28 protein-coding genes are annotated in these 25,915 nt (G+C 55.0%); 13 read left to right on the forward strand and 15 right to left on the reverse strand.

The window, feature by feature from the left end:
• Positions 1-33: 33 nt before the first annotated feature.
• Positions 34-654, reverse strand: a complete 621-nt coding sequence (gene pcaG / locus WM46_RS06405) for a protocatechuate 3,4-dioxygenase subunit alpha (RefSeq protein WP_061078038.1) — start codon at positions 652-654, stop codon at positions 34-36.
• Positions 651-1,391: a protocatechuate 3,4-dioxygenase subunit beta gene (gene pcaH, locus WM46_RS06410; protein WP_102601761.1), complete on the reverse strand. Its 741-nt coding sequence runs from the start codon at positions 1,389-1,391 to the stop codon at positions 651-653. The genes pcaG and pcaH overlap by 4 nt, the downstream gene beginning before the upstream one ends.
• Positions 1,392-1,628: 237 nt before the next feature.
• On the opposite strand from pcaH, the gene WM46_RS06415 reads away from it, so the two are divergent.
• The 4 genes from WM46_RS06415 (at position 1,629) to WM46_RS06435 (ending at position 6,793) form a co-directional block, all read left to right on the forward strand.
• Positions 1,629-2,972: a VOC family protein gene (locus WM46_RS06415; protein WP_102601762.1), complete on the forward strand. Its 1,344-nt coding sequence runs from the start codon at positions 1,629-1,631 to the stop codon at positions 2,970-2,972.
• 45 nt (positions 2,973-3,017) lie between these two features.
• On the forward strand, positions 3,018-4,526 hold the full coding sequence (locus WM46_RS06420) for a carboxylesterase/lipase family protein (protein WP_102603793.1): 1,509 nt from the start codon (positions 3,018-3,020) through the stop codon (positions 4,524-4,526).
• Between the two features lie 220 nt (positions 4,527-4,746).
• Complete coding sequence (locus WM46_RS06425) at positions 4,747-6,402, forward strand: glucan biosynthesis protein D (RefSeq protein WP_102601763.1); 1,656 nt, start codon at positions 4,747-4,749, stop codon at positions 6,400-6,402.
• 166 nt (positions 6,403-6,568) lie between these two features.
• Complete coding sequence (locus WM46_RS06435; RefSeq protein WP_061077592.1) at positions 6,569-6,793, forward strand: YdcH family protein; 225 nt, start codon at positions 6,569-6,571, stop codon at positions 6,791-6,793.
• Positions 6,794-6,841: 48 nt separating this feature from the next.
• On the opposite strand, the gene WM46_RS06440 is transcribed toward WM46_RS06435, so the two are convergent.
• From WM46_RS06440 to WM46_RS06470, 7 genes are all read right to left on the reverse strand, one after another.
• The gene (locus tag WM46_RS06440) at positions 6,842-7,618 is read right to left on the reverse strand and encodes a DeoR/GlpR family DNA-binding transcription regulator (RefSeq protein ID WP_102601764.1); all 777 of its coding nucleotides are present in this window, start codon (positions 7,616-7,618) and stop codon (positions 6,842-6,844) included.
• Between the two features lie 15 nt (positions 7,619-7,633).
• Positions 7,634-8,266 carry a ribulose-phosphate 3 epimerase family protein gene (locus WM46_RS06445; protein WP_102601765.1) on the reverse strand — a complete coding sequence of 211 codons (633 nt, stop codon included), beginning with the start codon at positions 8,264-8,266 and terminating at the stop codon, positions 7,634-7,636.
• Positions 8,267-8,277: 11 nt separating this feature from the next.
• Positions 8,278-8,709, reverse strand: coding sequence for an SgcA family PTS sugar transporter subunit IIA (sgcA, locus tag WM46_RS06450; protein WP_102601766.1), 432 nt, complete (start codon positions 8,707-8,709; stop codon positions 8,278-8,280).
• Between the two features lie 118 nt (positions 8,710-8,827).
• On the reverse strand, positions 8,828-9,634 hold the full coding sequence (gene sgcQ, locus WM46_RS06455; RefSeq protein ID WP_061077588.1) for a BtpA family protein SgcQ: 807 nt from the start codon (positions 9,632-9,634) through the stop codon (positions 8,828-8,830).
• A gap of 11 nt (positions 9,635-9,645) precedes the next feature.
• Entirely contained in the window at positions 9,646-10,959 is a 1,314-nt protein-coding gene (gene sgcC / locus WM46_RS06460) for a PTS sugar transporter subunit IIC SgcC (RefSeq protein WP_102601767.1), read from the reverse strand.
• 12 nt (positions 10,960-10,971) lie between these two features.
• The gene (gene sgcB / locus WM46_RS06465; protein WP_102601768.1) at positions 10,972-11,250 is read right to left on the reverse strand and encodes a PTS sugar transporter subunit IIB SgcB; all 279 of its coding nucleotides are present in this window, start codon (positions 11,248-11,250) and stop codon (positions 10,972-10,974) included.
• Positions 11,247-12,368, reverse strand: a complete 1,122-nt coding sequence (locus WM46_RS06470) for a M42 family metallopeptidase (protein ID WP_102601769.1) — start codon at positions 12,366-12,368, stop codon at positions 11,247-11,249. Before WM46_RS06470 ends, sgcB begins: the two co-directional genes overlap by 4 nt.
• Before the next feature lie 183 nt (positions 12,369-12,551).
• On the opposite strand from WM46_RS06470, the gene rimL reads away from it, so the two are divergent.
• Positions 12,552-13,097 (forward strand): 50S ribosomal protein L7/L12-serine acetyltransferase, encoded by a 546-nt coding sequence (gene rimL, locus WM46_RS06475; protein ID WP_102601770.1) that lies wholly within the window; start codon positions 12,552-12,554, stop codon positions 13,095-13,097.
• On the opposite strand, the gene ydcK is transcribed toward rimL, so the two are convergent.
• Positions 13,089-14,069: a YdcK family protein gene (ydcK, locus tag WM46_RS06480; RefSeq protein ID WP_102601771.1), complete on the reverse strand. Its 981-nt coding sequence runs from the start codon at positions 14,067-14,069 to the stop codon at positions 13,089-13,091. The genes rimL and ydcK overlap by 9 nt on opposite strands.
• A gap of 112 nt (positions 14,070-14,181) precedes the next feature.
• On the opposite strand from ydcK, the gene tehA reads away from it, so the two are divergent.
• From tehA to WM46_RS06495, 3 genes are all read left to right on the forward strand, one after another.
• Positions 14,182-15,186 (forward strand): dicarboxylate transporter/tellurite-resistance protein TehA, encoded by a 1,005-nt coding sequence (gene tehA, locus WM46_RS06485; protein WP_061077582.1) that lies wholly within the window; start codon positions 14,182-14,184, stop codon positions 15,184-15,186.
• Positions 15,183-15,779 (forward strand): tellurite resistance methyltransferase TehB, encoded by a 597-nt coding sequence (tehB, locus tag WM46_RS06490; RefSeq protein ID WP_061077581.1) that lies wholly within the window; start codon positions 15,183-15,185, stop codon positions 15,777-15,779. Before tehA ends, tehB begins: the two co-directional genes overlap by 4 nt.
• Positions 15,780-15,935: 156 nt before the next feature.
• On the forward strand, positions 15,936-16,604 hold the full coding sequence (locus WM46_RS06495) for a DUF3313 domain-containing protein (protein ID WP_061077580.1): 669 nt from the start codon (positions 15,936-15,938) through the stop codon (positions 16,602-16,604).
• 34 nt (positions 16,605-16,638) lie between these two features.
• Here the strand turns inward: WM46_RS06495 and WM46_RS06500 are convergent, their stop codons facing one another.
• Positions 16,639-17,532, reverse strand: coding sequence for a DMT family transporter (locus WM46_RS06500; protein WP_102601772.1), 894 nt, complete (start codon positions 17,530-17,532; stop codon positions 16,639-16,641).
• Positions 17,533-17,703: 171 nt separating this feature from the next.
• Here WM46_RS06500 and WM46_RS06505 point away from each other — a divergent pair, with 171 nt between their 5' ends.
• Positions 17,704-18,573: a helix-turn-helix domain-containing protein gene (locus tag WM46_RS06505; RefSeq protein WP_061077578.1), complete on the forward strand. Its 870-nt coding sequence runs from the start codon at positions 17,704-17,706 to the stop codon at positions 18,571-18,573.
• On the opposite strand, the gene WM46_RS06510 is transcribed toward WM46_RS06505, so the two are convergent.
• Complete coding sequence (locus WM46_RS06510) at positions 18,556-19,722, reverse strand: benzoate/H(+) symporter BenE family transporter (RefSeq protein ID WP_102601773.1); 1,167 nt, start codon at positions 19,720-19,722, stop codon at positions 18,556-18,558. The genes WM46_RS06505 and WM46_RS06510 overlap by 18 nt on opposite strands.
• A gap of 91 nt (positions 19,723-19,813) precedes the next feature.
• Between WM46_RS06510 and WM46_RS06515 the strand changes: the two genes are divergently transcribed.
• Complete coding sequence (locus WM46_RS06515; RefSeq protein WP_061077576.1) at positions 19,814-20,350, forward strand: helix-turn-helix domain-containing protein; 537 nt, start codon at positions 19,814-19,816, stop codon at positions 20,348-20,350.
• A 78-nt stretch (positions 20,351-20,428) separates the two neighbouring features.
• Positions 20,429-22,390 carry a peptidase U32 family protein gene (locus WM46_RS06520; RefSeq protein ID WP_102601774.1) on the forward strand — a complete coding sequence of 654 codons (1,962 nt, stop codon included), beginning with the start codon at positions 20,429-20,431 and terminating at the stop codon, positions 22,388-22,390.
• A 40-nt stretch (positions 22,391-22,430) separates the two neighbouring features.
• Here WM46_RS06520 and WM46_RS06525 read toward each other — a convergent pair whose 3' ends face one another.
• The 3 genes from WM46_RS06525 to WM46_RS06535 are packed head-to-tail and all read right to left on the reverse strand — an operon-like array spanning position 22,431 to position 24,972.
• Entirely contained in the window at positions 22,431-22,559 is a 129-nt protein-coding gene (locus tag WM46_RS06525; protein ID WP_071887674.1) for a DUF2474 domain-containing protein, read from the reverse strand.
• On the reverse strand, positions 22,559-23,569 hold the full coding sequence (gene cydB, locus WM46_RS06530) for a cytochrome d ubiquinol oxidase subunit II (protein ID WP_102601775.1): 1,011 nt from the start codon (positions 23,567-23,569) through the stop codon (positions 22,559-22,561). The genes WM46_RS06525 and cydB overlap by 1 nt, the downstream gene beginning before the upstream one ends.
• Positions 23,569-24,972 carry a cytochrome ubiquinol oxidase subunit I gene (locus WM46_RS06535; RefSeq protein WP_102601776.1) on the reverse strand — a complete coding sequence of 468 codons (1,404 nt, stop codon included), beginning with the start codon at positions 24,970-24,972 and terminating at the stop codon, positions 23,569-23,571. Before WM46_RS06535 ends, cydB begins: the two co-directional genes overlap by 1 nt.
• A gap of 266 nt (positions 24,973-25,238) precedes the next feature.
• Between WM46_RS06535 and WM46_RS06540 the strand changes: the two genes are divergently transcribed.
• Both WM46_RS06540 and WM46_RS06545 read left to right on the forward strand, forming a co-directional pair.
• On the forward strand, positions 25,239-25,430 hold the full coding sequence (locus WM46_RS06540; RefSeq protein ID WP_072015688.1) for a type II toxin-antitoxin system HicA family toxin: 192 nt from the start codon (positions 25,239-25,241) through the stop codon (positions 25,428-25,430).
• A gap of 28 nt (positions 25,431-25,458) precedes the next feature.
• Positions 25,459-25,875, forward strand: a complete 417-nt coding sequence (locus tag WM46_RS06545) for a type II toxin-antitoxin system HicB family antitoxin (RefSeq protein WP_187394497.1) — start codon at positions 25,459-25,461, stop codon at positions 25,873-25,875.
• Positions 25,876-25,915 lie beyond the last annotated feature (40 nt).

Consider the following 25,915-nt stretch of genomic DNA (forward strand, 5'->3'; position numbering starts at 1 on the left):
AAACGGGCTGAGAGATTCAGCCCGTTCTCATTATCAGACGTCAAAAAAGACGGTTTCGTTTTCGCCCTGCAGGTGAATATCGAAGATATAGACGGTCTCACTACCACGCTGTTCGCGGCGGGCAATCAGGGTCTGACGGCGAACTTCCCATTCGATCAGATTGAGCACCGGATCGCGCTGATTGGCTTCTTGCTCATCCGCAAAATAGAGGCGGGTGTTCAGGCCAATGTTGATGCCGCGCGCGACGATCCACAGATTGACGTGTGGAGCCATCAGGCGGCCATCGCGTCCTGCTACGCAGCCCGGCTTAATGGTATCGAAACGCCACACGCCGCTGTCGAAGTCTGAACAGGTTCGTCCCCAGCCGCGAAAGTCCGCGTCGAGCGGCTTCTCTTCCTGACGGTCAGCCGGATGGTTGTAGCGTCCGTGGGCGTTGGCCTGCCAGATCTCCAGCAGAACATCGCGCACCGGCGTACCGGAACCATCAATCACTCGTCCTTCAATCACGATCCGCTCGCCTTCAGTATGGCTGTTGGTCAGCGTGGAGCTGAAATTTTTCTCAAAGATATGAAATCCAGCGGCATCAGGCGCAAGCCCAATGTGCACATACGGTCCTGCCGTTTGCGAAGCGGTTTCCTGCAAATACTCTTTCATCGTGCGCCTCCCTGAGTGCGGTTTTCAAACAAGGTGGCGCGCTGTCCGCGGAGCACAAGGTCAAAGCGCCAGGCCAGGCAGTCGAGCGGTACAGCGGCGTGGGTATCCAGTTCGGCAATCAGTGTGCGGATCGCGTCATCGTTATTAATGGTTTTCACAATCGGACACTGTTTGATCAGCGGATCGCCTTCAAAATACATTTGCGTAATTAAACGTTGGGCAAAGGCCTCGCCGGAGAGAGAAAAGTGAATGTGCGACGGACGCCAGTCGCTGACCTGATTGCGCCACGGGTAAGGGCCGGGTTTGATGGTACGGAAAAAGTAATAGCCGTTTTCATCGGTTAATACCCGTCCGCAGCCGCCAAAATTAGGATCGATCGGCGCGAGATACTGGTCTTTTTTATGACGATAGCGACCACCGGCATTGGCCTGCCAGACTTCGACCAGCGTATTTTTCAACGGGCGGCCAAAACCGTCGCGCACGTAGCCGTGGACGATAATCCGTTCGCCAATCGGCAGGCCGTCTTTGGCGTAATTCATAATCAGGTCATTATCCAGCGGACCAAGATCGTTGTCGCTGAATACCGGTCCGGTGATTTCAGACAATGAATTTTGCAACGAGATCAGCGCGTTGCGCGGCGAGCGCAGAACGCTGGTCTTATAGCCGGGGGCGAAGGCGGGCGGATGGTTGTTATAGTCGCGATGGATCACCTCGCGAGAGGACATTTTTTCACGCATAGCGGACTCCGGTACAGGGAAGAGATTTATTGTTTTATGATGACCTGATGCAGTGTGTGTAAATGCATTGTTAATTAAAAGTGAATTTATGTCGCTTGTTTCATAACCAGAGGCTATACAATGGCGCAGGGACTGATGCAGAGCGAATTCAGGTGAGATCACACTTTGTAAATTCTTCCCCCCAGAGTGAATGGTGTTTCCTACACTCCAGGTAACATTCACTGGAGGCATGACATTATGGCGAACACCATCACGGCAGATGAGATTCGGGAACATTTTTCGCAGGCAATGTCAGCAATGTACCAGCAGGAAGTTCCGCAATACGGCACGCTACTGGAACTTGTGGCTGACGTGAATCTGGCGGTTCTCGAAAATAACCCCACGCTGCATGAAAAACTGGCCAATGCGGATGAACTGGCGCGCCTCAACGTGGAGCGTCATGGCGCAATTCGTGTCGGAACGGCAGACGAACTGTCCACGCTGCGACGCATGTTTGCGATCATGGGGATGTTTCCGGTTAGCTATTACGATCTCTCTCAGGCCGGGGTGCCGGTACACTCAACGGCATTTCGTCCCATTGACGACGCCTCGCTGTCGCGAAATCCGTTTCGTGTCTTTACCTCCTTACTGCGTCTTGAACTGATCGAAAACGCGTCACTCCGTCAGCGTGCGGCGGAGATCCTCGCTCAGCGCGATATCTTTACGCCACGCTGTCGCGAACTGCTCGACATATGGGAGAGTCAGCAGGGGTTTAACGCGACGCAGGCTCGCGAGTTCGTGAAAGAAGCGCTGGAAACTTTCCGCTGGCATCGCCACGCCACCGTGGATCAACAAACCTATCATGCGCTGCATAACGAACATCGCCTGATCGCCGATGTGGTCTGTTTCCCGGGCTGTCACATTAATCATCTGACGCCCAGAACGCTGGATATCGACCGGGTGCAGTCGATGATGCCGGAATGCGGCATTGAACCGAAAGTCCTTATCGAAGGCCCGCCGCGCCGTGAGGTGCCGATTCTGCTGCGCCAGACCAGTTTCAAAGCGCTGGAAGAACCGGTGCTGTTTGCTGGCGAAATGCAGGGGACACACACGGCCCGCTTCGGCGAGATCGAACAACGCGGCGTGGCGCTAACGATAAAAGGGCGTCAACGGTACGATGAATTACTGCGCAACGCCGGTACCGGGAAAGACAACCTGACGCACCAACTGCATTTGCAGGAGGTGTTTAACGCGTTTCCGGACAGCGAATTTCTGCTGCGCCAGCAGGGGCTGGCCTGGTTCCGCTATCGTCTGACTCCATCAGGCGAAGCGCACCGCAAGGCGATTCATCCTGGTGACGATCCGCAACCGCACATTGAACGTGGCTGGGTGCAGGCGCAGCCCATCACCTATGAAGATTTCCTGCCGGTCAGCGCGGCGGGGATTTTCCAGTCGAATCTGGGTAACGAAACGCAGGCGCGCAGTCATGGCAATGCCAGTCGCGAGGCCTTTGAACAGGCGCTGGGGTGTCCGGTGTTTGACGAGTTTGTGCTGTATCAGGAAGCGGAAGAACGCAGCAAACGACGTTGCGGCCTGCTTTAATCCAGGTATCCTGTAGGGATCTGCGATTAACGGGTAAATATGGACATGGTCAATCCCAGTATTCCACTGATTGAAACGGTACAGGGCCAGTTGATGGGTGTCGTACAGGATGACATCCATCTCTGGCGCGGTATTCCTTACGCCGCGCCACCGACGGGGGAACGGCGCTGGCGAGCGCCGCAGCCGGTCATTCCCTGGTCCGGGATTCGTGACGCGAATACCTTCTCCAGCGCCAGCTGGCAGGATATTGAGTACTGCAAAGAGTTGGGCGGCGGCGATCCCGGCGCATTTTCTGAAGATTGTCTCTATCTCAACGTCTGGTCTCCGGCGGAGCGCCATCAGCCGCTTCCGGTGATGGTCTGGCTGCACGGTGGCGGCTACACCATTGGTGCCGGCAATCTGCCGCCTTACGACGGCGTTGCGCTGGCGAAGCGTAACGTGGTTGTCGTTACCGTCAACTATCGCCTCGGTCATCTTGGCTTTTTTGCCCATCCGGCGCTGGAAGGTGAAGAGGGTGAGGCTCTCAATAACTTTGCGCTCCTCGACCAGATTGCCGCGCTGCGCTGGGTACAGGAAAACATCGCCGCGTTCGGCGGCGATCCGCAGAACGTTACGCTGTTTGGTGAATCGGCCGGGGCGCGTAGCGTGCTCTCGCTGTTAGCTTCGCCGCGAGGAAAAGGGTTGTTTCATAAAGCGATTGTCCAGAGCGGCTACACGTTGCCGGACACGCCTCGTGAAATAGCGCTGGAAAACGGTGTTGCGCTGGCTGAACACTTCGGTTTGCAGAATGCGACGGCGGCGCAGCTACGCGCGATTCCGGCCGACGCTTTCTGGCCGTTGGGCGCACCGTACAAAATTGCGCCAACACCTATCTCCGGCGATGCGGTACTGCCGGAGCCGATGCTGGACGTCTTTTTCGCCGCCAGACAGCACCCGATGCCCGTCATGATTGGCTCTAACAGCGATGAAGCCAGCGTGATGGCCGTCTTCGGCGTCGATCTTGCCGGACAAATTCAGAAACTGCGTCGTGAACGCAGGCTGGGACTCGGCCTGATTAAGCTGCTGTATCCGGGCGTGAAGGGCGATGAAGAACTGGGGCGACAGGTGTGTCGGGATATGGCGTTTACGGCATTAGGCTATGTGGTGATGCAGGCGCAACAGCGGGTCGGCGAGCCGTGCTGGCGTTACTGGTTCGATTACGTTGCGGAATCGGAGCATCACACCTATGCCAACGGCGCCTGGCATGGCAACGAAGTGCCTTACGTGTTTAATACCTTAACGCTCGCTGAACCTTCGCGAAATTATGTGAACGAAAACGATCTCGCCTTCGCTGTCCACGTTGCGGATTACTGGGTCAATTTTGCCCGTCATGCCAGTCGGACCTGCGATGTTCTGCATGGCCCGGTCCGCTGGCCTGCCTGTATTCAGGGCCGCGATCGGGTGTTACGTATTGGGCTGAAAAAGTTTGCCGGTTTTAAGGTCGAGAACCGGTTTATGCGGGCGCGGCTTTCGCTCTTTAAACGGGTGATGACCCAGCACGTCAGTCTCGACTAGCTTTGCAAAAGCTGAAAGTTTGTGCGGGAAAATTTACGTGGGAATCAGTCTGTTCTCATCGACAGTAAATATTTTCCGTTTTGTGGCGATAATCAGCGGCCAACAATTGGATTCTTAATGAATTTTGTCTAGAGTGAGCGGTCAGAATTATGCATCTTCTTGCCGCTGTCGAGCGCCAGCGCGGGACCCTTCACATGACCAGAAGGATTTACTTTCAGGTATGAATCGCAGACGATTTATTAAAGGTTCAATGGCAATGGCCGCCGTGTGCGGTACCAGCGGTATTGCTTCACTTTTCACCCGTGCGGCTTATGCGGCGGAATCCGACATTGCGGATGGACAAACCGTCCGCTTTGATTTTTCCGTACTGCAATCGATGGCGCACGATCTCGCACAGAAACCGTGGGGCGGTGTGCCGCGTGCGTTGCCCAATACGCTGGCGAATCTGACGCCGCAGGCTTACAACAGCATTCAGTACGATGCCGCGCAATCGCTGTGGAACAACGTCGAAGACCGTCAGCTGGATGCGCAGTTCTTCCACGTCGGGATGGGCTTCCGTCGTCGCGTGCGCATGTTCTCCGTGGATTCCGGCACCCATCTGGCGCGTGAGATTCACTTCCGCCCGGAACTGTTTAAATACAATGATGCTGGCGTTGATACCAAACAACTGGAAGGGCAAACCGATCTCGGTTTTGCCGGTTTCCGTGTCTTTAAAGCGCCCGAACTGGCGCGTCGCGACGTGGTTTCCTTCCTCGGCGCGAGCTATTTCCGCGCGGTCGATGATACCTACCAGTACGGGCTTTCTGCGCGTGGCCTGGCGATTGACACTTACACTGACACCAAGGAAGAGTTTCCGGATTTCACCGCCTTCTGGTTCGATACGGTGAAACCTGGCGCCACCACCTTTACCGTGTACGCGCTGCTGGACAGTCCGAGCATCACCGGTGCCTATAAGTTCGTGATTCACTGCGAGAAGAGCCAGGTGATCATGGACGTTGAAAACCGTCTGTATGCTCGTAAAGACATCAAACAGCTGGGCATCGCGCCGATGACCAGTATGTTCAGTTGCGGCAATAATGAACGCCGCATGTGCGATACCATTCACCCGCAAATCCATGACTCCGATCGTCTGGCGATGTGGCGGGGCAACGGTGAGTGGATTTGCCGCCCGCTGAACAACCCGCAGAAGCTGCAATTTAACGCCTATACCGATAACAACCCGAAAGGGTTCGGTCTGCTGCAACTGGATCGCGATTTCACCCACTATCAGGACATCATGGGCTGGTACAACAAGCGCCCAAGCCTGTGGGTTGAACCACGTAATCAGTGGGGCAAAGGCACTATCGGGCTGATGGAGATCCCGACGACCGGTGAAACGCTGGATAACGTGGTCTGCTTCTGGCAGCCGGAAAAAGCCATCGAAGCGGGTGATGAGCTGGAATACAAATACCGTCTGTACTGGAGTGCACAGCCGCCGGTCCGTTCGCCACTGGCGCGCGTGATGGCCACCCGCACCGGTATGGGAGGATTCCCGGAAGGCTGGGCGCCGGGCGAGCACTATCCGGAGAAATGGGCGCGACGTTTTGCGGTCGATTTCGTCGGCGGCGATCTGAAAGCAGCCGCACCGAAAGGCATTGAGCCGGTGATTACGTTGTCCAGCGGTGAAGCGAAGCAGATCGAGATCCTCTACGTTGAGCCGTTTGACGGCTATCGCATCCAGTTTGACTGGTACCCCACGTCCGACTCGACCGAACCGGTGGATATGCGTATGTTCCTGCGCTGCCAGGGGGAAGCGATCAGTGAAACCTGGCTGTATCAGTATTTCCCGCCCGCACCGGATAAACGGACCTACGTCGACGATCGCGTGATGCGTTAATCTGCGCCAACGCCCTTCGTCATGCGAAGGGCGTCAACAGCCAGGCACGCGAAATATCTGCTCAGGAATTAAACACGATCTTGTTCGCATTTTTCCCTAAGTCAAATAGGTAAGCTGGAAGCGTGTATTTCTTATACACATGGTTTATCACTAACAGGGAGAGCGTATGTTTCCAGAATACAGAGATCTGATTTCCCGACTGAAATCCGAGAATCCTCGCTTTTTGTCGCTTTTCGAAAAGCACAACAACCTTGATCATGAAATTGCCAGGCTGGAAGGTTCCGATGGTCGGGGATACAATCTCGACGTCGTTCGGCTGAAAAAACAGAAACTTCAGTTGAAGGACGATATGCTCAAAATACTGCAGAAAGAAAGTGTTGACGCGGGATAATCCGCGTTTCTAAGCCGCCAGCCCAGGCGGCTTTTTTGTGCCTGTTATTCAACGATGTGGCAAAACCAGCTGGCATCCCGCGTGGGTGTATCGCTGCACAATGTCATCCGCTAACGCGCTGTCGCTGATAATCGTTTTAATACAAGAGAGCGTGGCGACGGCATGGGGTTCCACTGCATCAAACTTTGAGTGATCGGCCATCAGTATCACTTCTCGTGAACGCTGAATAATCCGCGTCTTCACGCCGACTTCAAACATGGTGGCGTTGGTGATCCCCGTTGCCAGCGACAGCGCATCGCAGGAGATAAAGGCCCGTTCCACCGAAAACGCATTGATCATCTCCAGCGCCAGGCTCTCACCCACTGAAAAGTAACCCGGACGAATAAGCCCGCCGATGATGTAGCTTTCGACGTGCGGAAAACAACCCAGTTCATTGGCGATTTTGATGTCGTTACAGATGACTTTCACCCGCGCATCGGCCAGACATTTCGCCAGCTCAAGGCAGGTGGAGCCGGAATCGAGAAAGAAACAGTCGCCGTCTTTGATCATGGTACGGGCAAGGGCGGCAATCTCTTTTTTCGCCTCCGCCTGCAGCGTCCGTTTGACGTCGAAAACATACTCTTTGTCATCCATGCTGTCGTCAAAATCCAGACTGCCGTGACCGCGAATCATGCCAGGATACTGGCTGGCGATATACTGGAAATCACGACGAACGGTGGCCTCCGCATAGCCAAACAGTTCCATGGCCTGTTGGGTGGAGAGATGACGATGTTGCCACAGATAGTGCAGCATCTGTTTGATACGGTCAGGGCGCTGTTGGCTCATCGAAGCAATCTCCTCTTACAGTCCTGCAAACCGGGATAACGTGGTGTGGTAATTCTCTGATGAGAACAGGGCGCGACCCACGACAAGATGTTGTGCGCCGGCCGTCGCCAGGTGTTGCGCCGCAGAAAGCGTAATGCCGCCGTCAGCCCAGCACGCGGCTTGCGGAAAATACTCGCGTACCTGACGGACTTTTGCGCACAGGGTGGGAATAAACTGTTGTCCGAATCCGTCAGGTTCGCTGGTCATCACCATCAGCGCATCCAGTTGCGGGGCCAGATAGCAATACCCGTCAATTGGCGTGGCCGGATTCACCGCCAGGCCGGCCTTTGCGCCGATTTTGCGAATGTCTGCCAGCGTCTCAGAAGGGTATGCCAGCGCTTCGGCATGAACAAAAACCCACGCTGGTTTGAGCTCCGCCAGGATGGGAAACCAACTCTGCGGACGGGCAATCATGAAATGAAACGAGAGGGGATGTGCCGTCTGTCGGGCGACAGCCTGCACGGTTTTGAGGCCAAAGGTGATGTTGTTGATAAAGCTACTGTCTTCGATATCCAGATGCAGTGAGCCGATATCGGCATCGGCCAGCGCGGTCAACGTCGCCCCATAGTGCAGCGGATCTGCCGACGCGAGAGAAGGGTGCAGAATCATCATCGCCTCCGTTAACCGGTAACCTGCGCGAACAGCGCGGCGTCGGTTTGCGCGTGTCGGACCGCCGCGAGTCGTTCAGGCGAATCGATAAACTGGCTGATGCGCTGGATGGTGAGGATATGCGCATTAGCATCCGTTGCGCTGATGCACAGCAGCAGCCAGACCGGGTCACACTCCTCATGGCCAAAAGCGACGGGTGTTTTTAACGTCGTGATGCTGACCTGATTGCGGTTAGCGCCCTGTTCGGGCCGTGCATGGGGCAAAGCGATGCCGGGGGCAATTAAATAGTACGGTCCCCAGCTCAGGGTGTTGTCGATAATACCGTCCACGTAGCCCGGTTGCGCAGCGCCAAAAGTAATCAGCGGGCGAGCAGCGATTTCGACGGCCTGACGCCAGTCCCTGGCGTCGCGCTGCGCCTGTACCCACTTAACATCGTTTATCATCAGTCGTTGACTCCTTGCCGGTTAGGGTTACTCTGATAGCGATCCCCGTCGAGACTTTTGACGAAGGCGGCAGGGATCGCTGTTCTACCGGGGGTAAGCGCTCTGCTTATCCCCTTTTTTATTGCCGTATGTGATGCACTTTTTCCATAAAGCGACTGACCCGCGCCTGATCGACAAAGTTGGCGAATACGCCGTCCTTTTTAAAGGTGGTGGCGGTTACGCAACCGTCGGCGATGCTAAGTTGCTCCTCGACGTTTTCCAGACACACGCCGGTATTCGCCAGCACCACGGTATCCGGCACCGTATCTTTGACCCGCTTCAACAAGGCGCTGTCGGTGCGTGCGCCCGCCGTCAGACCAGAGACGCAGAGGGCATCCGGATGGTTGTTAAAGACAGTGGATTTGGCAATGGAGCAAATATCGCGATTGCCCAGATACACCGCCGCTTCAGGCACGATGTTGAACAGGGTTTTGACCTCACCCGCGCCGATGCGGTGCTGATGACGAATGGTCTCGCCGACGTTGGTGTCCCAGACCCCGAAGTCGCTGGCGTAGGCGCCGGTAAAAATCTCGCGAATGAATTTAGCCCCCGTCGCCATAGCCAGATCGAACGACGCGACCGGATCCCACAACACATTAACGCCAAACGGGATGCGAATTTCGCTCATCAATTGCCCAATAACTCTCGCCATTGCCGCCGTGGTTTCCGGGCGAACCTTCGTGAGATAGGGAAGACTAAACTCGTTGGAAAACATCACGGCATCCACGCCGCCATTTTGTAACGCCAGCAGATCGTCCCGGGCGCGGTCGATAACCCAGTTCATCCCTTTCTGCACATCAAAGCTCGGGTCGCCGGGCAATGCGCGCAAATGACACATGGCAATGACGGCTTTTTCCGTTCCAATAACCTCTTTCAGCCAACTCATGAAGGTACTCCTTATTCCGATAGTTCACGTTTACGTAAGAACAGCACGACGCTGGCGACGATACCCACCGCCACGACGACGCCAATAATGCCAAGCGACATCAGCTCCGAGATTGACCAGCCAAACATGTTGCCCACGGACAGCGCAGAGATTTGCGCGTTTTCACCGGCAAAACTGAAGCCGCCCTTAAGCGCCATGTCGGTGAAATACGGAGCAAACTGCGTGGCAATCAACAGGACGGTGACCATGACAATCACGCCGCTGATCAGGGTACGAATCAGGTCGCCGCGATGGATCACCGTCGCCATACAGATAAAGAACGGCGCGACGGGCAGATCGGCAAGCGGCAGCACTTTGTTGCCGGGTAAGATGCTGGCCAGAATCAGCATGATGGGGATCAGCAGCAGGCCAACGGCAATAGTTGTGGGGTGGCCGAGCGTGACGGCGGTATCCAGGCCGATATACACTTCGCGCCCCTTGAAATGTTTCTGGAAAAATTTCCGTGCGCCGTCGGAGATGGGAAGCAACCCTTCAACAATCAGGCGGATCATGCGCGGGAACAGCACCATAATCGCCGCGACGGTAATCATCAGGCTGGCGCATCCCTTAAAACCTTCACCTGCGGCGAGGCCAAAGATCAGGCCGAGCACGACGCCGATAATGACCGGGTCGCCCACCATCCCGTAGCGTTTCTGGATCTCCTGGGCATCAATGTTGCGTCCCTTCATGAACGGAATTTTTTCGTAGATAGCATCCAGCAGAACGAATAGCGGTACGGAACTGGAACCATAACCTTGCGGTATCGAGATCCCCTCCAGACCGACAATGCTTTGCACGCGTTTTGCCGTCCAGTCGGCCATTTTTAACGACAGCGCCGCGTGGCAAATGGCCCCCAGCACGCCGTAAATCAGGCTGCCAGTCATTAACTGGACCACGGTGCCGGTAATGGCGTAGTGCCAGTAGTTATAGATATCGACGTTCATGGTTTTGGTCAGACGAGTGACCAGCATCGCGACGTTGAGCAGAAAAATGATCGGGATAATCATTGCGCCAATGGCGGTGGCATACCCGACGCCGGAGGCCGGCCCTGCACCGACGTCAAACACATGCAGGGTCAGGCCGAAGCGTTCAATCATCACTTTGATGGGCGGACTGAGGCTGTCGATCGCCATCACGATCACCAGCCCCATCCCGACAAAACCAATCCCTACCGTCACCCCGGCCTTGATTGCCTGCAGCCAGGGAATACGGAAGATCAACCCAATCACAATCATGATGATGGGGACAAAAACAGTACCGCCGAGAGACAGGATGTAGTCAAACATAGTGCCTCCTTGTTATTGCGTTAACAGTGCCTTGATTTCTTGTTTTAAGGCGTCGTCATTAATTCCCGTTAGCAGGGCTGCGCCGTTTAACGTGGGAATACCGTAATCGTTGTTGGTGCGCATGGAGGTCACAATCAGGTCCATGCCGTTACAATTCAGCGGGATCTCATTGAGACAGCACTGGGCGGTGCTGGCCGCAATGCCTTGCTCGGCAAGGAACTCCTGCAACTTGTGCGCAATCATGGTTGACGTCGACATGCCGGTACCGCATGCCACAAGGATCTTTTTCATAATGGATTTGCCTCTTGTGTAGTGCCTGAGTCAGGCTCAACGGGAAAGTGCTCGGCTGGCAGGCCAGCCAGGGCGGTCAATAAGCGGATGCAGTCAGTCAAATCACGCAGACTGGCGACTTCCGCCGGAGAATGGGTATAACGACAAGGGATGGAAAGGCTGGCGCAGGGAATGCCGTCCTGCTCAACCTGGATATAGCCGGTTTCGGTGATGACGCCAGGCGCCACTTCGCGCTGCACGGGAATATGGTGCGCAAGGGCCGTTTGCTCGAGCATCTGAATCAGCCGTGGCGGCGTAATTAATCCGGCCAGCGTGCCACGACCGTGGTAGTTCAGGCAGGTGATGCCAACACCCTGATTGATTCGGACATCTGAGTAGTCCTGTAGATCCGGCGTATCGCATGATGGCGTGATATCAATGCCGATGGCGAGATCCGGTTTAACGCGACGTAATACCGGGACAATGCCGCGGATGTTGAACTCTTCCTGCACGGAGGCCACCAGATACACCGCGATATCCAGCGGCGCCGCACCGATGGCATCCGCGACGCCCAGCAGCGCAGTACATCCCAGACGATCGTCCAGCGCTTTGCTACACACCAGGTCGTTCGCCAGCCGTTGCGGTGGGTTATACAGCGTCACCGGTGTGCCGACCTGGATGCCCATCCGCCGGGCGTCGGCTTTATCTTTCGCGCCAATATCAATCCACAGTTTGTCAACGGAAGGCGACTGCGTGCGCTCATCCCCCTTTGCGAAGTGGTATGCCTTAATACCGATGCATCCCATCACCGGGCCGTTATCCCCGGCGAGCGTGACGACCGAACCGGACATGGTGACCTGCGCCGGGCCGCCCACGCGTTCGAAGCGCAAAAAACCGGACGACTCAATTTTGCGCACCATGAAGCCGACTTCATCCATATGGGCAAACATCATCAGTCGCAAGGCGTTTGGGTTATCACTGCCGTAGCGGGCGACGACATTTCCTAGTCGATCGCGCCAGACCTCTTTTGCCTGACGCTTAAATTCGCGTAGCATGACCTCAGCGACGCTGTTTTCATGCCCGGAAACGGCATTGAGATGCAAAAGCGAGAACAGTGTTTCCTGCACAGAAAATGACATAAGGATCTCCGTAGACAATAAAACAATCACTCGTTGAGCGTTTTATAGGCGCTGGCTGGGCGAATAATTGTGAGCAGCTTCACGTGGAAACAGTGAAAGCTGAGGAAATAAAAAATAATGTGAGGTGAGTGGAATAAAAACGCTCAATGCTGATGAAAGTCTGAACGCGGGAGGAAGGAGAGGATGAGCGAAATTATTGAGATCAATGACACGCTGCAGCTACGGGCGGTAGAAGAGTGCCACGTTGCCGGGTTGCATCAACTGGTCCGTAAAAACAGCGCCTGGCTAATGCAGTTCTTTGACTGGCCGCAATACGTCAATACGGAAGAGGATACGCGCAAAACGGTGCAGGGCAATATGGTGCTGCATCAGCGGGGCTACGCCAAAATGTTCCTCATTTTTGACGGCGATCAGATGCTGGGCGTGCTGTCGTTTAATCAGATCGAGCCGATGAACAAAGCGGCCTATATTGGTTACTGGGTAGACGAAACGCAGCAGGGGAAAGGGATCCTGTCGCGCGCGTTGCAGGCACTTATTCACCACTATGCCGGGCGCGGCGAAATCCGTCGCTTTGTGATCAAATGCCGGGTAAAGAACCAGGCAAGCAATCAGGTTGCGCAGCGTAATGGCTTTGAACTGGAAGGCTGCCTGAAACAGGCGGAGTTTCTGAACGGTCACTATGACGATGTTAACCTGTATGCGCGCATCATTGATTCGACGCTACAGTGAGCCAATCAGCGGCGTGCGGGTGATATGCTGATCGCCATCGATGACTTTTGGCCCGCGCAGATGAATGGCGTCGTCTGCGGCGGCCTCCACGGTGGTATGTCCACGGAGGTCGACGTGATTTTCAATCAGCACCTCACCGAGAATGCGCGCATCGCCTTCAATCAAAATGTGATCGTCGAGTAAAATGGGACCACCGCGCAGTACGGCGTTCCCGCCCACCAGAACGTGGTGTTTAAGCACGCAGTTGCCTTCCACCCTGGCCTGCTCCGCCACCTGCGAACTGTAGCGCAGGGTGGGGATCGCATCGTCCCCTGTGCCGGCGATCACCTGCGCCCGACCGTACACTTTCGCGCAATCGCATATCCAGACGTTGTTTTCGTCATTACCTTCAATCAGCGCGTCATCGAAGACCTCCGCACGATGCTCAATAAAGGCGTAACTGACGATGGCATCGCCATAGATTTGTGCCTGATGGACAATGCGCGAATGGCTGACCGTGGCGCGGTCATAGATTTGCAGGATCTGATCGCGTTCGACGGTCAGCCCGCGTGCCGCGACGATTTCAGATTGCTGCAGAATTCGCGCGTCGCCAAAGAGGTGGCAATCGCCGCGAACCGTGGATGACTGAATCGTGACGTTGTCACTGATTCTGGCGCCGTGACTGAGTTCAGCGTGGTCAATCCAGACATTATCGCTAATGTGAACGTTGTCGCGCAGGAGGCAGGGTTGCGTGAGACGCGCATTCCCTGAAATCGTACAACCGCCGAAGGCTAACGCGTTTTCGTCGTAAATCCAGCAGTGTCCGGCGTGGTCCAGCACGCTTTCATCATCAATCCAGCCGCCAGCGTCACCGGCTTTCACATCATTAAAGTCAATGAGTGCGACAATCTGGCGTAGTAAAACGCTCATTTTATTGCCATTATCCTGGTAGCTGAACGCGCGCGGTTCGTCGCTGAGTCGGTATTTACGCATGAAGGCATTCCGTTTAGTGGCTTACTCTAACCGTAGCAAATTCTGCGGCACTGGCTAAAACGGATGAAATTCCATAAAATGCATTTCAAATATACTTTAAAAAATAAACAAAATGAGTAACAGCAAGCGTAGCGATCGTGTTCTGAACCTTCCTGCCGGCTACTTTGGCATGGTCCTGGGGACGATTGGAATGGGGTTTGCCTGGCGTTATGCCAGCCAAATCTGGCCTGTCAGCCACTGGTTTGGCGACGGCCTGGTGATTCTGGCGATGATGATATGGGGGCTGTTGACGCTGGCGTTTATTACGCGTCTGATTCGTTTCCCGCACAGTGTGATTGCTGAGATTCGCCATCCGGTGATGAGCAGTTTTGTCAGCCTGTTTCCGGCCACCACGATGCTGGTGGCGATTGGTTTTGTACCGTGGTGTCGTCCGCTGGCGATTGGTCTGTTCAGCGTCGGGGTGGTTATTCAGCTGGTTTACGCCGCGTGGCAGACCGCCGGGCTGTGGCGCGGTTCGCATCCGCAAGAGGCGACAACGCCCGGACTCTATTTACCGACGGTTGCCAACAACTTCATCAGCGCGATGGCCTGCGGCGCATTAGGTTATACCGATGCCGGACTGGTCTTTTTAGGGGCCGGCGTTTTTTCCTGGCTGAGCCTGGAACCGGTTATTCTGCAACGTCTGCGCAGTGCCGGGGAATTACCCACTGCCATGCGGACGTCGCTTGGGATCCAGCTTGCACCTGCGCTGGTGGCCTGTAGCGCCTGGCTAAGTGTCAACGGCGGTGAGGGCGACACGCTGGCGAAAATGCTGTTTGGCTACGGCCTGCTGCAACTGCTGTTTATGCTCCGCCTGATGCCCTGGTATCTGTCTCAGCCGTTTAACGCCTCATTCTGGAGTTTCTCGTTCGGCGTGTCAGCGCTGGCGACCACCGGATTGCATCTCGGCCACGCCAGCACGTCAGGCTTTTTTCACACACTGGCGGTGCCGCTGTTTATCTTTACCAATGTTATCATCGCATTATTGCTGGTACGTACGTTCGCACTGCTGATGCAGGGAAAACTGCTCATTCGCACAGAGCGTGCGGCATTACTGAAATCTGAGGATAAAAAATGACCCTTCGTGACGAAAATTACTTCACTGAAAAATACGATTTAACCCGCACTCATTCTGACGTTCTCGAGGCGGTGAAGGTCGTCAAACCGGGAAAAACGCTGGATTTAGGCTGTGGCAATGGGCGTAACAGCCTGTACCTGGCGGCGAAGGGGTATGACGTGACCGCGTGGGATAAAAACCCGATGAGCATCGCGAACGTCGAACGTATCAAAGCGGCTGAAGGGCTGGACAATCTCCAGGCGAAAGTGGTGGATCTCAACGCGCTGACGTTTGAGGGGGACTATGATTTTATTCTCTCCACCGTGGTAATGATGTTCCTTGAAGCCAAAACGATTCCGGGTTTAATCGACAATATGCAGCGTTGCACCAAACCCGGTGGATATAACCTGATTGTGGCTGCCATGGATACCGCTGATTTTCCGTGTACCGTCGGATTCCCGTTTGCGTTTAAAGAAGGGGAACTTCGTCGTTATTACGAAGGCTGGGAATTACTGAAATATAATGAAGACGTTGGTGAACTGCATCGTACGGATGCGAATGGCAACCGAATTAAACTGCGTTTCGCCACGCTGCTGGCGCGTAAAACCGCTTAATTAGCCGAACCGCTAACTCCCTCAGCGCCCGGCATTTTTTCGCCAAATGGGCGCTCTGAAAAAAATGTGGATGACATACCATTTTTTATCCAACGCAGGTGATTTCCCTTTGCTACGCTTTCACATGCATATCTGCATATTCTAAGGGATCGTTTCATGCGTACTCATACTTTATTTAAAGTTGCAGTGCTTACTGGTTTACTGGCCTTATCCGGCTGTGCGTCAAAAGTGACACAGCCAGATAAATATTCTGGGTTTTTAAAAGACTATTCCGGTCTTAAGGAAACAAAATCCGCTACCGGGCAGCCGGTACTACGTTGGGTCGATCCCAGCTACAGCGAAACCAAATATGACAACATTGTCTGGAATCCCATAACGTATTATCCGACACCGAAACCCACCACTCAGGTTGGTCAGAAAGTGCTCGATCAGCTGTTGACCTATACCAACACGAAATTGAAAACCGCCGTTGGTCAACGTAAGCCGCTGGTGACCACGCCAGGGCCGCGTAGCCTGATTTTCCGTGGGGCGATCACCGGGGTGGATACCAGTAAAGAAGGACTGCAGTTCTATGAAGTGGTGCCTGTGGCGCTGGTGGTTGCCGGTACGCAAATGGCAACCGGTCATCGTACCATGGACACCCATCTCTACTTTGAAGGCGAGTTAATCGACGCGGCAACCAATAAGCCGGTGATTAAAGTCGTTCGTCAGGGTGAAGGCAAAGACCTGAACAACCAGAGCACGCCGATGGCGTTTGAGACGTTGAAGAAAGTGGTTGATGACATGGCGACTGACGCCACCATGTTTGACATAAACCGGAAATAATTACGCCGCGCCATCGTTCTGATGGCGCGTTTTTTTATGCCATCTTGCGACGCAACAGTGCCGGTGGGCGGGCAAACATCACCAGGTTACCTGACAGAATCAAAAGCAGTCCAACTACTGCATTCATCTGCCAGATATAGCCTTCATAAACCGTGGAAAATGACAGCGCAACCAGCGGAAAGAGCAGCGTGCTGTACGCGGCATTGCTCGGGCCAATTCTCCCCACCAGCGTAAAGTACGCGCCAAAGGCGATGACCGATCCGAAAACGGCCAGATACAACAGGGCGCCGAGATAACTGAAGGTCCACTGCGGGGTGAAGTTATCCCCACGCAGAAGGGCAATCATTGCAATCAGCAGCGTGCCGTACAGCATGGCCCAACTGTTGGTGGTCATCACTTCCAGACCATTTTTCTGATGACGGAGGCTGATCATATTTCCCAGCGAGAAACCAAACGTCCCCAATGCGCTCAGAGCGATGCCCAGCAGCAGCGAGCCGCTAAAACCGCTGCTCATCAGATCCTGCCAGAAGAGGGTGACGATACCGGTCAGTCCCAGCGCGGCGGCGCAGTAAAACCGCAGCGGAGGTTTTTGCCCAAAGAAAAAGAAGCTGTTCACCGCGTTAAACAGCACCGCCATGGAAAAAATTACCGATTCCAGCCCGGTATTGATCCAGGCGGCCGCGGTGTAAAAACACCAGAAGTTAAAGCAAAAGACGCAACTGCCTTGCAGCAGACAAAACAGATGGTCACGTAACGACAGCGTTCGTAGCTTTCCACGAATCCACATCATCAACATCATCAACGCCGTCGCCACCGCAAAACGCCAGAAAATCGAGACGGGGGCTGCAACCGGGCCTTGCTGTAAATAAATGGCGATCCACGTGGTACCCCAGATCACCACGACCAGACAATATGATAGTGCGTTCATTATTTTCTCCCTTCATACCCAATAATTAACTGTCGCAGATTGCAGAGGCAACGCGCTTTCATCGGTTTGCGGGATACTTGCAAAATCTTGCGCTTTTTTCCGTCGGGCGGGTGGTAACCGCAATGACCTGCGATAGACTGAATGCCTGAATAACAGTGTTTATGTGGTGGTATGACCCGGTCTTACGATGCCTTTGAAAATTTGAGTCAGCACAATGCCGTGTTGCAGGAGTCGGTCGAGTTGCGCTCGGGCGTCCAGCTGGCGGCATGGTCGAATAAGCGCGATACCATCACGCAGTATTGCGATCACCACACGCTCAGTCTGTATGTGGCGGATGGCTACGAGAGCTATCAAAAAACGGCCTCAGGCTGGAAAAATGGGGGCGGGCCGGACCGGTTTTGCCTGTTGCCAAAAGAGAGTGAATCTACCTGGGATATCCGCGACGACCTCTCGTTCGTGCACCTTTACTGCACCGACGCGCATTTGCGTGAAGTCGGGGAAAAAGTCTGGGATAAAAGCCCCTACCGTTTTACGCTGGATGAACGGACGTTTGGCAACGACCCGGGGATTACGGCGGTCTACCGGCAGTTTTTACTGGGCAACGACTGGCATCAGCCCGCGAACCATCTGACGCTCAGCGCCGCGTCGTCACTTCTGATGACCCACATGATTCAGCACTACAGCAACGTGCAGTGGCGATTGCCGACGGTGACGGGGGGACTCGCGCCGGTGACACTGCGCAATGTGCTGGCGTATATCGACGCCCACCTGGCGGAACCGTTGACGCTTGCCGATCTGGCGTATGAAGCCGCGCTGAGCGAATTTCATTTCGCCAGAATGTTCCGTCAGTCGATGAAAATGGCGCCGCATCAGTACGTGATGCAGCGGCGGATGGCAGTGGCAAAGCAACTGGTTTGTCACTCACAGCGTCCGTTAACGGAGATTGCGCTGGCCTGCGGCTTCAGCTCTCCGAGCCATTTCAGTAATCGCTTCAAGCAGGTGACCGGGAAGACGCCGTCGCAGTTACGCGCGTCGCGCTAGCCTTAAGACGGTGTAACAGATCCCCCCTGCGATCAGCCCCCAGAATGCCGAACCCACTCCCCACAGCGTCAGCCCGCTGGCGGTGGCCAGAAACGTCACCACGGCGGCATCACGTTCGCTTTCATGGCTCAACGCCTGATACAGACTGCCCGAAATCGTGCCCAGCAGCGCCAGTCCCGCCAGCATCTGTATTCCGCTCGCTGGCAGCGCCGCCATCACTCCGGTAATCGAACTGCCGAAAATACCGGCCAACAGATAGAACACGCCGGCGGCAGCGGCGGCCAGCCAGCGTTTAGCCGCATCCGGATGGGCCTCCGGACTCTGGCAAATTGCTGCGGTGATAGCGGCAATACAGATGGAATAGACGCCGAAAGGGGAAAACAGTAGCGCCAGTACGCCAGTGACAATAATCAGGGGCGAGACGGGGACATCGTAGCCTGCGGCTTTCATGGTCGCTACACCGGGCGCATTCTGCGACGCCATCGTCACCAGAAAGAGCGGCACGGCAATCCCCAGACTGTGGGCCAGCGAAAACTGAGGGGCAATAAATGTAGGTAACACCGGGGCCATCGCTAACGAAGAGGTGACAATGTCACCTTCAAGTAACGCAATGACCGCACCAGCAACCAGCGCCGCGATCACCGCATAGCGCGGCGCAATCCTCTTCAGAATCAACCACGCCAGCAACATGCCGCCACAAAGCAGAAACGTGTCATTGAGACTAGCAAATGCCTGCAGGCCAAAGCGGAGCAAAATCCCGGCCAGCATGGCCGCCGCCAGCGAATGAGGGATGACCTGCATCAGGCGAGCGAATAATCCGGTCACGCCGCACAAGACGATCAGCGCGTTGGCGATGATGAACACGCCAATCGCCTCTGGCAGCGTCAGTCCCTGGAGTCCTGTCACCAACAGCGCCGCGCCGGGTGTTGACCATGCCGTCAGTACAGGCGCACGATACCAGAGCGTCAGGATGAGCGTACTGGCCCCCATCGCGAGGCCCAGGGCGCTCATCCAGCCGGCAATTTGCGCTGTACTGGCACCCGCCGCCACGGCGGCCTGCCAGATGATGGCCGCTGAACTGGCATAGCCGACCAGTACGGCGACAAAGCCAGAAAGCAGCGTGGGTAAGGGGATGGAAAACGAACGCATTAGCATTCCTTGTGCGTTATAACGGTCATTTAATTTAGCATCTGGGCGTTATAACGTACAAGTGGTAAGCTGGTATTTTGAGGGGATATCAATGGACAATCTGACACACTATCTTGCGAACACTTTAAAAACATTGCGCAAACAGCGTGAGTGGAGTTTATCGCGCCTGGCGGAGGCCACCGGTGTGTCAAAAGCGATGCTCGGGCAAATTGAGCGCAACGAGTCCAGTCCCACGGTGGCGACGTTATGGAAGATTGCTACCGGGCTGAACGTCCCGTTCTCTACCTTTATTTCGCCGCCGGAATCTGAGCCGCTGCCGACGTTTGATCCGCAAGAGCAGGCGATGGTCGTGACGCCGTTGTTCCCGTGGGATCCGGTGCTGTGCTTTGATCACTTTTCAATTTTGCTGGCACCCGGCGCGCTCAGCGAATCCACGCCGCACGAAGCGGGAGTGATTGAACATGTGGTTGTAATCGCAGGCGATCTGGAGATGTGCATTGACCAGCAATGGCGCGTCATCAGGGCTGGAGAAGGCATTCGTTTTGCCGGTGATAACGCCCATGCCTATCGCAACAGCAGCGAGCAGACCGTGCACTTTCATTCGCTCATCCATTACCCACGCAGTTAAGCGGGAAAACTATTTCGCAAAACGGCGCTTCTGACTACAATAGCCGCCATTTTGCTGCTACTGGATAAAAACAACGCTATGCGCCCGTCTCCACATCGCCTTGAATTGTTAAGCCCGGCACGTGATACCACCATCGCCCGCGAAGCCATTTTACATGGTGCGGACGCCGTCTATATCGGTGGTCCCGGCTTTGGGGCGCGTCATAATGCCAGCAATAGCCTGAAAGATATCGCCGAGCTGGTGCCGTTCGCCCATCGCTATGGCGCAAAAATCTTTGTCACGCTGAACACGATTCTTCACGACGATGAACTGGAACCCGCACAGCGACTGATTACCGATCTCTGGCAGAACGGCGTTGACGCGCTGATCGTCCAGGACATGGGCATTCTGGAGCTGGACATCCCGCCCATCGAACTGCATGCCAGCACCCAGTGCGATATCCGCAGCGTGGAGAAAGCCAAATTTCTCGCTGACGTGGGGTTCACGCAGATCGTGCTGGCGCGTGAGCTGAGTCTTGAGCAGATTCAGGCCATTCATCAGGCGACCGATGCCACTATCGAATTTTTTGTTCACGGGGCGCTGTGCGTGGCGTATTCCGGGCAATGCTATATCTCGCATGCGCAAACGGGGCGCAGCGCCAACCGTGGCGACTGCTCGCAGGCGTGCCGCTTACCGTACACCCTGAAAGACGATCAGGGACGGGTGGTATCGTATGAAAAACACCTACTGTCGATGAAAGATAACGATCAGACCGCCAACCTGGGCGCGCTGATCGACGCTGGTGTGCGTTCCTTCAAGATTGAAGGGCGTTACAAAGACATGAGCTACGTGAAGAACATTACCGCGCACTACCGGCAGATGCTGGATGCCATTATTGAGGAGCGCGATGATCTGGCGCGGGCTTCTGCCGGACGCACGGAACATTTCTTTACTCCATCAACGGATAAAACCTTTCATCGCGGCAGCACCGACTACTTTGTGAATGCGCGTAAAGGGGATATCGGCGCCTTTGATTCGCCAAAGTTTATCGGCCTGCCGGTCGGTGAAGTATTGAAAGTGGCGAAAGATCACCTCGACGTTGAGGTCAGCGAGCCGCTGGCGAACGGCGATGGTCTTAACGTCCTGATCAAACGTGAAGTTGTTGGCTTTCGCGCCAATACGGTCGAAAAAAACGGACAAAATCGCTATCGTGTCTGGCCGAATGAGATGCCTGCCGATCTGCATAAATTGCGTCCCCACCATCCGCTGAACCGCAATCTTGACCATAACTGGCAGCAGGCGTTAACCAAAACCTCGAGCGAGCGTCGGGTGGCGATGGATATTGAACTGGGCGGCTGGCAGGAACAACTGATCCTGACGCTGACCAGTGAAGAGGGCGTCAGCATCACCCATACGCTGGATGGACAGTTTGATGAGGCCAACAACGCTGAAAAAGCGCTGAACGGGTTGAAGGACGGGCTGGCAAAACTGGGACAGACAATCTATTACGCCCGCGATATCGCAGTGAATCTGCCAGGCGCGCTGTTTGTGCCGAACAGCCTGCTTAATGCGTTCCGTCGGGAAGCTGTGGAGATGCTGGATGCCGCGCGCCTTGCGAACTACCCGCGCGGCGTTCGCAAGCCGGTGTCTGAGCCTGCGCCGGTTTATCCACAATCGCACCTGAGTTTTCTGGCCAACGTTTACAACCATAAGGCGCGGGAGTTTTACCATCGCTATGGCGTGCAGTTGATTGATGCAGCGTATGAAGCGCATGAGGAAAAGGGCGAGGTGCCGGTGATGATCACCAAACACTGCCTGCGCTTTGCCTTTAATCTGTGTCCGAAGCAGGCGAAAGGCAATATCAAAAGCTGGAAGGCGACGCCGATGCAACTGGTGAACGGCGATGAGGTGCTAACGCTGAAATTTGACTGCCGTCCGTGCGAAATGCATGTGATCGGGAAAATCAAAAATCACATTCTGAAGATGCCGCTGCCAGGCAGCGTGGTGGCTTCCGTCAGCCCGGAAGAGCTAATGAAAACGCTGCCGAAGCGTAAAAACTAACCAGGTGCCGGAGGCGGCTATCACCTTATCCGGCACAAACTTAATGCGATTTAAACCCTGCCGCCGTCATGATCAGGCGAAAGAACATCCCCACGGCGGCCAGCGCCAGCACGCTGCCGCCCCACAAAATCACCAGCCACATCAGGCGTTTCCAGACGGATTGTTGCATCAGTGATACCCCTCGCCATGTTGAACTTTGCCGCGAAACACGTAGTAACTCCAGAAGGTGTAAACCAGAATAACAGGGATGATCAGTAACGCGCCGACCAGCATAAAGCCCTGGCTCTGCGCAGGCGCGGCCGCCTGCCAGAGCGTAATGGCTGGCGGAATGATATGCGGCCAGATGCTGATCCCCAGTCCACTGAAGCCGAGAAAAATCAGTCCGAGAGTTAACACAAAGGGCAGCGCGTGGCGGTTTCTCTGGCCAAGCGCTCGCCATAGCCAGACGCCAATCACCGCAACCAGTAGCGGAACCGGCAGCAGGAACCACAGATTCGGCAACGTAAACCAGCGTTCCGCTATCGCCGGGTGCGCCAGCGGCGTCCACAGGCTGATCATCGCAATTACCAGCAGCATCAACAGCAGTAACTGTTTCGCTGCGGTGCGCATTTTATCCTGCAATGGATTTTCACTTTTCATCACCAGCCAGGTGGCGCCCAACAGTGCGTAAGTGACCACCAGTCCTGCGCCGCAGAACAGAGTGAAAGGGGTGAGCCAGTCAAACGGTCCGCCGCTGAAACGACGACCAGTGACGGCAAAACCGTTAATCACTGCGCCTACCACCACGCCCTGAGTGAACGTCGCCAGGATCGAGCCACCGATAAACGCCTTATCCCAGAACGGACGATGCGCGGGCGTGGCTTTGAAGCGAAATTCAAAGGCGACGCCGCGAAAAATCAGCCCGATGAGCATCAGCGTCAGCGGGATCGTCAGGGCGTCAACGATCACTGCATAGGCCAGCGGAAACGCACCAAACAACCCGGCACCGCCGAGAACCAGCCAGGTTTCATTGCCGTCCCAGACCGGGGCGACGCTGTTAACCATCACGTCACGATCGTCAGCATCGCGGATGACGGGAAACAAAATGCCAATACCCAAATCGAATCCATCCATCACGATGTACATCAGTGTGGCGAAGACGATGATGACGAACCAGATTACCGATAAATCAATACCCATTAGCGGTGTGCCTCATGTTGAGAGTCGAGGACGGCAGCAGACAGTGGTCTGGCAGGCGTGCCGGTAGGCGGCGTCGGGGAAATCGTCTCCTGCGGCCCTTTGCGGATGAGGCGGATCATGTAGCTGTAACCCACGCCGAAGACGGCGCTATAGACGATAAAGAACGTCAGCAGAGAAAGACTCATGTGCAGGTCGCCGTGAGCAGAGACCGCATCCGCCGTGCGTTGCAACCCGTAGACAACCCACGGCTGGCGGCCCACTTCCGTCGTGACCCAGCCGGCCAGAATCGCGACCAATCCTGACGGTCCCATCCATAAGGCAAAGCGCAGAAACGGTCGCGAAGTATAGAGACGCTGCCGGTAGCGTAACCACAGCGCGCAAACACCTAGCAGGATCATTAACATACCCAGACCTGCCATGATGCGAAACGACCAGAAGACCATCGTGGAATTGGGGCGATCCTCTCTCGCGAACTCTTTAAGCGCCGGGACCTGCTTATCCAGGCTGTGAGTGAGGATCAGGCTACCCAGCGCCGGAATCGCCAGCCCATAGCGGGTGCGTTCCTGTTCCATATCCGGCCAGCCGAACAGTAGCAGTGGAGTCGGTTCGCCTGGTGGATTTTCCCAGTGACCTTCAATGGCGGCAATTTTGGCAGGCTGGTGTTTGAGGGTATTCAGGCCGTGCATATCGCCAATGAGCGCCTGTAGCGGTGCGACAATCAGCGTCATCCAAAGCGCCATCGAAAACATGGCGCGAATGGCCGGCGTCGCGTTTCCACGCAGTAAATGCCAGGCCGCAGAGGCCCCGATAAATAACGCGCTACTGAGAAACGCCGCCACCGACATATGCAGCAAACGGTAAGGGAACGACGGGTTGAAAATGACGGCGAACCAGTCCACCGGCACAACCTGACCGTTGACGATCTCATAGCCCTGCGGCGTCTGCATCCAGCTGTTGGAGGCGAGGATCCAGAAGGTGGAAATGATCGTGCCCAGCGCGACCATACAGGTGGAGAAAAAGTGTAAACCGGGGCCAACCTTGTTCCAGCCAAACAGCATCACACCGAGGAACCCGGCTTCGAGGAAAAATGCTGTGAGCACCTCATAGGTCAGCAATGGCCCGGTGATACTGCCAGCGAACTCGGAAAACCCGCTCCAGTTGGTGCCAAACTGGTAAGCCATCACCAGGCCAGACACCACGCCCATCCCAAAGTTAACGGCGAAAATTTTTGACCAGAACTGATATAGCGAGCGCCAGACCGGATTTTTGCTTTTCAGCCAAAGACCCTCCAGTACCGCAAGATAGCTGGCCAGGCCGATGGTGATTGCCGGAAAAATAATGTGGAAGGAAACCGTAAAGGCAAACTGGATCCTTGCCAGATGAAACGCATCAAGACCAGACATGCATAACTCCGCACTAAAAAATTGATTCAGCGCAATTCTAGGCCGGTGAGGGTTTCAGTGGCAGAAACAGAATGGCTCTATTTAACCATAACAGTTGCGTGAATGTTACAAATTACGTCTGTTGATATAAATTCTGGAAGCGGCCTTCCTGAATTGATACGAGCGGCTCTACACGACGGGCATTTTTCTGTATTTTCCTTTTGTCAGGCGAGAAAAGTAAGCATAAATGTTTACTTTGTGTGTAGAATAGGGAACAGGGAGGCGCAGTGAAGCAGAGCGAATTCAGACGCTGGCTGGAATCTCAGGGAGTCGGGGTAACGAATGGATCGCACCATTTGAAGCTCAGATATCGCGGAAAACGCAGCGTCATGCCCAGACATCCGGGTGATGAGATTAAAGAGGCCTTGCGTAAAGCCATTTTAAAGCAATTAGGCCTGTCGCCATCATCACTGATATGAGGTTGTTCAGATGAGAGAGTTTGAAATTATGCGCTACCCCGTTCGTCTCGTTTCTGCGCCAGAAGGTGGCTATGTGGTTTCGTTTCCGGATATTCCGGAAGCGCTCACCCAGGGGGAGACCCGCCAGCAATCCCTTGATACCGCACTGGAAGCGTTGGTCACCGCCTTTGAATTCTATTTCGAAGATAACCAGTCCGTCCCGTTACCTTCGCCGGTGAAAGAGGGCGATGACTTTGTTGAAGTACCGCTCAGCGTCGCGTCAAAAGTCCTTTTACTCAACGCTTTTCTGGCATCAAAAATCAGCCAGCAGGAGCTGGCGAAACGCATCGGCCGACCGAAACAGGAAATTACCCGTCTGTTCGACTTGCGGCATGCAACAAAAATTGATGCTGTGCAGACGGCGGCGCGTGCGCTCGGCAAAGAACTGTCACTTACGTTGTCGTAACCATAACAGTTCTTAGGATGTTGAGTATTTCATTCGCTGA

This window comes from Citrobacter freundii complex sp. CFNIH2 (assembly GCF_002880615.1).
Lineage (GTDB): Bacteria > Pseudomonadota > Gammaproteobacteria > Enterobacterales > Enterobacteriaceae > Citrobacter_A > Citrobacter_A amalonaticus_F.

What these genes read in the sequence shown, in the direction of transcription:
- pcaG (WP_061078038.1), bottom strand. Translation starts at nt 654, where the DNA reads ATGAAAGAGTATTTGCAGGAAACCGCTTCGCAAACGGCAGGACCGTAT.
- pcaH (WP_102601761.1), bottom strand. Translation starts at nt 1,391, where the DNA reads ATGCGTGAAAAAATGTCCTCTCGCGAGGTGATCCATCGCGACTATAAC.
- WM46_RS06415 (WP_102601762.1), top strand. Translation starts at nt 1,629, where the DNA reads ATGGCGAACACCATCACGGCAGATGAGATTCGGGAACATTTTTCGCAG.
- WM46_RS06420 (WP_102603793.1), top strand. Translation starts at nt 3,018, where the DNA reads ATGGTCAATCCCAGTATTCCACTGATTGAAACGGTACAGGGCCAGTTG.
- WM46_RS06425 (WP_102601763.1), top strand. Translation starts at nt 4,747, where the DNA reads ATGAATCGCAGACGATTTATTAAAGGTTCAATGGCAATGGCCGCCGTG.
- WM46_RS06435 (WP_061077592.1), top strand. Translation starts at nt 6,569, where the DNA reads ATGTTTCCAGAATACAGAGATCTGATTTCCCGACTGAAATCCGAGAAT.
- WM46_RS06440 (WP_102601764.1), bottom strand. Translation starts at nt 7,618, where the DNA reads ATGAGCCAACAGCGCCCTGACCGTATCAAACAGATGCTGCACTATCTG.
- WM46_RS06445 (WP_102601765.1), bottom strand. Translation starts at nt 8,266, where the DNA reads ATGATTCTGCACCCTTCTCTCGCGTCGGCAGATCCGCTGCACTATGGG.
- sgcA (WP_102601766.1), bottom strand. Translation starts at nt 8,709, where the DNA reads ATGATAAACGATGTTAAGTGGGTACAGGCGCAGCGCGACGCCAGGGAC.
- sgcQ (WP_061077588.1), bottom strand. Translation starts at nt 9,634, where the DNA reads ATGAGTTGGCTGAAAGAGGTTATTGGAACGGAAAAAGCCGTCATTGCC.
- sgcC (WP_102601767.1), bottom strand. Translation starts at nt 10,959, where the DNA reads ATGTTTGACTACATCCTGTCTCTCGGCGGTACTGTTTTTGTCCCCATC.
- sgcB (WP_102601768.1), bottom strand. Translation starts at nt 11,250, where the DNA reads ATGAAAAAGATCCTTGTGGCATGCGGTACCGGCATGTCGACGTCAACC.
- WM46_RS06470 (WP_102601769.1), bottom strand. Translation starts at nt 12,368, where the DNA reads ATGTCATTTTCTGTGCAGGAAACACTGTTCTCGCTTTTGCATCTCAAT.
- rimL (WP_102601770.1), top strand. Translation starts at nt 12,552, where the DNA reads ATGAGCGAAATTATTGAGATCAATGACACGCTGCAGCTACGGGCGGTA.
- ydcK (WP_102601771.1), bottom strand. Translation starts at nt 14,069, where the DNA reads ATGCGTAAATACCGACTCAGCGACGAACCGCGCGCGTTCAGCTACCAG.
- tehA (WP_061077582.1), top strand. Translation starts at nt 14,182, where the DNA reads ATGAGTAACAGCAAGCGTAGCGATCGTGTTCTGAACCTTCCTGCCGGC.
- tehB (WP_061077581.1), top strand. Translation starts at nt 15,183, where the DNA reads ATGACCCTTCGTGACGAAAATTACTTCACTGAAAAATACGATTTAACC.
- WM46_RS06495 (WP_061077580.1), top strand. Translation starts at nt 15,936, where the DNA reads ATGCGTACTCATACTTTATTTAAAGTTGCAGTGCTTACTGGTTTACTG.
- WM46_RS06500 (WP_102601772.1), bottom strand. Translation starts at nt 17,532, where the DNA reads ATGAACGCACTATCATATTGTCTGGTCGTGGTGATCTGGGGTACCACG.
- WM46_RS06505 (WP_061077578.1), top strand. Translation starts at nt 17,704, where the DNA reads ATGACCCGGTCTTACGATGCCTTTGAAAATTTGAGTCAGCACAATGCC.
- WM46_RS06510 (WP_102601773.1), bottom strand. Translation starts at nt 19,722, where the DNA reads ATGCGTTCGTTTTCCATCCCCTTACCCACGCTGCTTTCTGGCTTTGTC.
- WM46_RS06515 (WP_061077576.1), top strand. Translation starts at nt 19,814, where the DNA reads ATGGACAATCTGACACACTATCTTGCGAACACTTTAAAAACATTGCGC.
- WM46_RS06520 (WP_102601774.1), top strand. Translation starts at nt 20,429, where the DNA reads ATGCGCCCGTCTCCACATCGCCTTGAATTGTTAAGCCCGGCACGTGAT.
- WM46_RS06525 (WP_071887674.1), bottom strand. Translation starts at nt 22,559, where the DNA reads ATGCAACAATCCGTCTGGAAACGCCTGATGTGGCTGGTGATTTTGTGG.
- cydB (WP_102601775.1), bottom strand. Translation starts at nt 23,569, where the DNA reads ATGGGTATTGATTTATCGGTAATCTGGTTCGTCATCATCGTCTTCGCC.
- WM46_RS06535 (WP_102601776.1), bottom strand. Translation starts at nt 24,972, where the DNA reads ATGTCTGGTCTTGATGCGTTTCATCTGGCAAGGATCCAGTTTGCCTTT.
- WM46_RS06545 (WP_187394497.1), top strand. Translation starts at nt 25,459, where the DNA reads ATGCGCTACCCCGTTCGTCTCGTTTCTGCGCCAGAAGGTGGCTATGTG.